The organism is Sphingomonas sp. (assembly GCF_040398505.1).
Classification (GTDB): Bacteria; Pseudomonadota; Alphaproteobacteria; order Sphingomonadales; family Sphingomonadaceae; genus Sphingomonas.
This window is the reverse complement of the sequence record NZ_JBBATX010000161.1, coordinates 1-4,440: the sequence shown is the minus strand read 5'-3', so window position 1 is coordinate 4,440 and position 4,440 is coordinate 1. Positions and strand designations below refer to the sequence as shown.

The window sequence follows — 4,440 nt, the reverse complement described above, 5'->3', positions numbered from 1 at the left end:
TCGTCGTGATAGAGTTCGGCGGTGTCGGGATCGAGCGACAGGTTGAACTGGTCGCGCCAGCGGAATTCGAAGCGCGCGCGGCTCACTGCGTCGTCGCGCATCTTGGCGGCGGGGTGGCCCTTGGCGAGGTCGGCGGCGTGCGCGGCGAGCTTGTAGGTCACCACGCCGACCTTGACGTCGTCGCGGTCGGGGAGGCCGAGATGCTCCTTGGGCGTGACGTAACACAGCATCGCGGTGCCGTACCAACCGATCATCGCGGCGCCGATGCCGCTGGTGATATGGTCGTAACCCGGCGCGATGTCGGTGGTGAGTGGCCCCAATGTGTAGAAGGGCGCCTCGCCACAGACTTCGAGCTGCTTGTCCATATTCTCCTTGATCTTATGCATCGGCACATGGCCGGGGCCTTCGATCATCACCTGGACGTCGCTCTTCCACGCGCGGTGGGTGAGTTCGCCGAGCGTGTAGAGCTCGCTGAACTGCGCCTCGTCATTGGCGTCGGCGATGCTGCCGGGGCGCAGGCCGTCGCCGAGGCTGTAGGCGATGTCATACGCCTTCATGATCTCGGTAATGTCGTCGAAATGTTCGTAGAGGAAGCTCTCTTTGTGGTGGCTGAGGCACCATTTCGCCATGATGCTGCCGCCGCGGCTGACGATGCCGGTGACGCGCTTGGCGGTCATCGGGACATAGGCCAAGCGCACGCCGGCGTGGATCGTGAAATAATCGACGCCCTGCTCGGCTTGCTCGATCAGCGTATCGCGGAAGATTTCCCAGGTGAGGTCCTCGGCGACGCCATTCACTTTCTCGAGTGCCTGATAGATTGGCACGGTGCCGATCGGGACGGGGCTGTTGCGCAGGATCCATTCGCGCGTGTCGTGGATGTTGCGCCCCGTGGAGAGGTCCATCACGGTGTCCGCGCCCCAGCGGATCGACCAGACCATCTTGTCGACTTCGGACGCGACGTTGCTGGCGACCGCGCTGTTGCCGATATTGGCGTTGATCTTGACGAGGAAGTTGCGGCCGATCGCCATCGGTTCGGATTCGGGGTGGTTGATGTTGTTGGGGATGATCGCGCGGCCGCGCGCGATTTCGTCGCGGACGAATTCGGGGGTGACGTAATCGGGGATCGACGCGCCGAAATCCTGCCCGTCGCGGATCAGCGCTTCTTTCAACTGCGCACGGCCGAGATTCTCGCGGATCGCGACATATTCCATCTCGGGGGTGATGATGCCGCGGCGCGCGTAATGCATCTGGCTGACGTTGGCCCCGGCCTTGGCGCGGAGCGGGCGCTTGATGACGTGCGGGAATTGCGGGACGCCGGCCGAGCGATCGGGCCCGGTCAGGCCGTTATCCTCGGGGCGGGTTTCGCGCGCGTCGTACGATTCGACATCGCCGCGCGCGACGATCCAGTCGCGGCGGAGTTGCGGCAGGCCGGCCGAAATGTCGATTTGCGCATTCGGGTCGGTATAGGGACCGCTGGTGTCATAGACGCGCAAAGGCGGCTCGCCGCAGCTTGGTTCGAGCATAATCTCGCGCATTGCGACGCCGGCACCGGGGATATTGGGCGAGGCGACGTAGATCTTGCGGCTGCCACGGATTGCGCCGGTGGTGACGCCGATTTCGGTACGGGCTGGCTGCTGACTGACTGCAGTCAGCTCAATCTTCGAATCAACGTCGGCCATGCGTGTCGCTCCAAAAGTCGGAGCAAGGACACGGGTTTCGGATGAGAAAACCGCTCCCTCCCTCCGCCGGTGAGTCCTTGAGGGGTCAAGGGGCCGGATCAGGTTCAGCGGGTCGTGCGTCGTTACCGCACCTCTCAGCCAGATGGCTCCCCGGGGATGATGGTATGACTAGGCGCAGCCACTGGCCGCGTCCAGCCTCGATTCAGCTCGCTGCGCTGGTGCGGATGTTGCCGTTGAAGCCGTTCGGGAAGAAACCGCCGCCGACCACCGCGTTGCGGTTGAGATAGAGGATGTTGAGCACCTGGCCCGCGGTCCGGCCGAAGACCAGGCCGTTGGCGTCGGTCGGCACGAGGTTCGAGGTCGTCGCATCGCCGATGATGCCCTGGTCGAGATCGGTCGTGCCATCGAGGCTGTCGCGCGCATCGCTGATCAGCCCGGCATTGGTGCGCAAGCTGGGCGTGGTCAGGCCCTTCGAATAGAGCACGGTGCGGATCAATCCGGCATGATACGCCTCGGTCGCGAGGATCCCGGCGGCGGCGTCGACCAGCAAGGCGGTGTTGATCTGCGCTGCAGCACCCTTGTACGCGGTGACGCCGACATCTTCGAAAATATACGCGCCGAGCAGGAAATTCTCGTCGTTCAAATAGGGATCGAAGGTGGCGGTTGAGCCGACGATTCCGGCGATGCGCGCCAGCGCGGTGAAGGCACCGGTCGTGCTGCCATCGATGTTGAGCGCGGGCTGCGCCACCGCCGCTGCGCCGAGCGCCGAGCGCAGCAACGCGACGTGCGCGATCTGGTCGGCGGCGATCTCGCGCGCATATTGCTGGACCACCGGGTCGGTGAAGGTGACCTGGCGGCCACCGGTGACGGCGCCTTGAACCGACGGATTGCCATTACCGCTGGCGAGCAGGACGGCGGGGATGCCCGCGCCGGTCACGGCATAGGTGTAAAATTGCGCCTCGAGATATTCGAGGTTGAGCGCGAAGTTGAGCGTGTCCTGATCCTGCAGCACCGCGGTCGAACTCGGGCTCGGCGTTGGCGTCACCGTGCTCGTCGGTGTCGGCGTCCCGCCGCCACAGGCCGCGAGCAGCGCGCTGCCGCCGACCGCGAAGGTTGCCGCGCTGGCGCTGCGCAGGAAAGTGCGGCGTTCGGACCGACGCCGTTCGCTGGCATCGAGCGCGTTGAGGAGGATATCGCTGTCGATCACTGGGGAACTCCGATCGGAATAATCACTGGCTGGCGTCGCACCACAATCAGTTGGCGGAACTCGTCACGTACGAGCCGTTAAGGCCGTTCGGAAAGAACCCGCCCTTCGACACCGACAACCGTGTCAAATAGACGATGTTGAGCACCGCGCCGATCGAGCGACCGAAGACGGTGCCATCGGCCGCGCTCGGCACGATGTTCGAGGCAAGGCCGAGCAAGGCCGTGGGGACTTGCGGGGCGTAGGAGCCCGGAACCGTGGTCGAGGTCAGCGTCGCGGTAAGCGTGACGGGCGAAATGCCCTGATCATCGTCGGTCGTGCCGTCGAGCGCATCGCGGGCATTCGAGATGCCGTCGGCCGAGGTGCGCAGCGATAGCGTGTCGAGCCCCTTGCGATACAAAACGGTGCGGATGATCGAGGCGTGATACGCTTCCGCCGCGAGGAGTCCGGCGGCGGCGTCGAGATAGATCTTGCTCTCGAGCAGCGTCGCCGCACCCTTATAGGCGGTGACCCCGACATCTTCGAACAGGAAGGCGGCGAGCAGGAAATTCTCGTCGCGGGCATAGGGATCGAACGCCGCCCCGGTCGCGACCAGTCCGGCGGCAGCGGCGGCGACGCTGAACGCGCTGGTCGCGGTGCTGCCGATATCGATCGCGGGTTGCGCGACGGCGGCGGTCCCGAGCAGGCTGCGCAGATAGGTGACATGCGCGACTTCGTCGGCCGCGATTTCGCGCGCATATTGCGCGACGAGCGGATCGGAGAAGCTGACCTGACGCCCGCCAGTGACCGCGCCCTGCGTCGTCGTACTGGCGCTGCCCGGGGTCAACAGCGTGTTGGCCAAGCCCGCGCCGGTCACGGCATAGCTGTAAAATTGCGCTTCGAGATATTCGAGGTTGAGCGCGAAATTGAGCGTCGCGGCATCGTTGACCGATTGCGCGGCGGCCCCCGACCCGAGCGTTACGGCCGCTGCACCCACGGCCGCGACGGCGCCTGCCCCGAGCGCGGTACGAAAGAATTCGCGCCGCTCGTTACGGCGTTCGGCGCGACTCTCAAGTTGCGCGATCAGCGCGGCATCGGTGTCCACGGCGTCCATCACAGTATCGGTCATTGGGGCGAACCCTTTTGCTTAAAACACTTCACTATTCCGCGATGCGTGGCACCGACCGGGCGGCGACGCAAGACGGGATGTAGCGGATCGCGCCCGTTTTGCGTCGGTCGCCTTGCTCCACCGGGCAAGGTGAACCCGGTGTGAATGCGCCGCAATGCCTCAGAAGGTATAGGCGACCCCGACCGCGCCCAGCCACTGGCTCTTCGCGCCCGCGATCTGCACGATCGGGCTATAGGCATAATCGTTGAGCAACCGCGTATAGCCGCCGCCCGCGACGATCTTGAACCCGTGGAGCAAATTGCCGGTCAGCGCATAGGTCGCGAAGCCGCCTGCGCTATAGTTCTTCCAGCCCTTGCGCGCGGTGAAGGCGGGCAGGCCGCTGGCGATGCTTTGCGTCGGCGTGATCGTGAAATAGGTGTCGGCATAGCCTTGCCCGACATATTGCGCAT

The 4,440-nt window shown here is 64.8% G+C and carries 4 protein-coding genes and 1 riboswitch; all 4 genes read right to left on the bottom strand.

Translation table 11 applies throughout. From position 1 onward, the window contains the following. Positions 1 to 1,679: phosphomethylpyrimidine synthase ThiC (gene thiC / locus ABWP09_RS13705; protein ID WP_353205682.1), on the bottom strand; the 1,679-nt coding region annotated here is incomplete at its 3' end. A 41-nt stretch (positions 1,680 to 1,720) separates the two neighbouring features. Continuing rightward, a riboswitch (TPP riboswitch) is annotated at positions 1,721 to 1,842 on the bottom strand. A 39-nt stretch (positions 1,843 to 1,881) separates the two neighbouring features. Further along, on the bottom strand, positions 1,882 to 2,886 hold the full coding sequence (locus tag ABWP09_RS13700) for a ferritin-like domain-containing protein (protein ID WP_353205681.1): 1,005 nt from the start codon (positions 2,884 to 2,886) through the stop codon (positions 1,882 to 1,884). Positions 2,887 to 2,932: 46 nt separating this feature from the next. Further along, positions 2,933 to 3,991: a ferritin-like domain-containing protein gene (locus tag ABWP09_RS13695; protein ID WP_353205680.1), complete on the bottom strand. Its 1,059-nt coding sequence runs from the start codon at positions 3,989 to 3,991 to the stop codon at positions 2,933 to 2,935. A gap of 159 nt (positions 3,992 to 4,150) precedes the next feature. Next, positions 4,151 to 4,440, bottom strand: a 290-nt coding sequence (locus tag ABWP09_RS13690; RefSeq protein WP_353205679.1) for a MipA/OmpV family protein, incomplete at its 5' end; no start/stop codon positions are given.

Excerpts from the sequence above, each read along its gene's own strand:
- ABWP09_RS13695 (WP_353205680.1), bottom strand. The coding sequence starts at position 3,991 with ATGACCGATACTGTGATGGACGCCGTGGACACCGATGCCGCGCTGATC.